Annotated in this window: 1 pseudogene; it reads left to right on the top strand. The window is 75.8% G+C overall.

What is annotated here, in order from left to right:
* A pseudogene (locus ACOADB_RS19020) lies at positions 1-236 on the top strand (two-component sensor histidine kinase); the annotation flags it as partial.

Here is a 236-nt window from a genome sequence, read left to right as displayed (position 1 = left end):
CTCGGCGTCCTGCTGGTCGGTGGCCGGCCCGGCCGCGCGGGACTCGGCCGCGCCGGAGAACGGTTGGTGGAGGCGGTCGTTCCACTGATCGCGGCCGTCCTGCACGCCGTCCAGGTCGCCGAGGAGCTCCGGGTCCAGCAGGAGAGGGTGGTCGCTGCCACCCAGGCGGAGCGGGTGCGGCTGCGCCAGGAACTCCACGACGGCCTCGGGCCTGCGCTGACGGGGATCGGGCTCGG

This window comes from Nocardioides sp. CPCC 206348 (assembly GCF_048654705.1).
In the GTDB taxonomy this organism is placed as follows: Bacteria; Actinomycetota; Actinomycetes; order Propionibacteriales; family Nocardioidaceae; genus Nocardioides.
The sequence above is the reverse complement of the archived record's forward strand: the minus strand, read 5'-3'. Positions and strand labels throughout refer to the sequence as shown.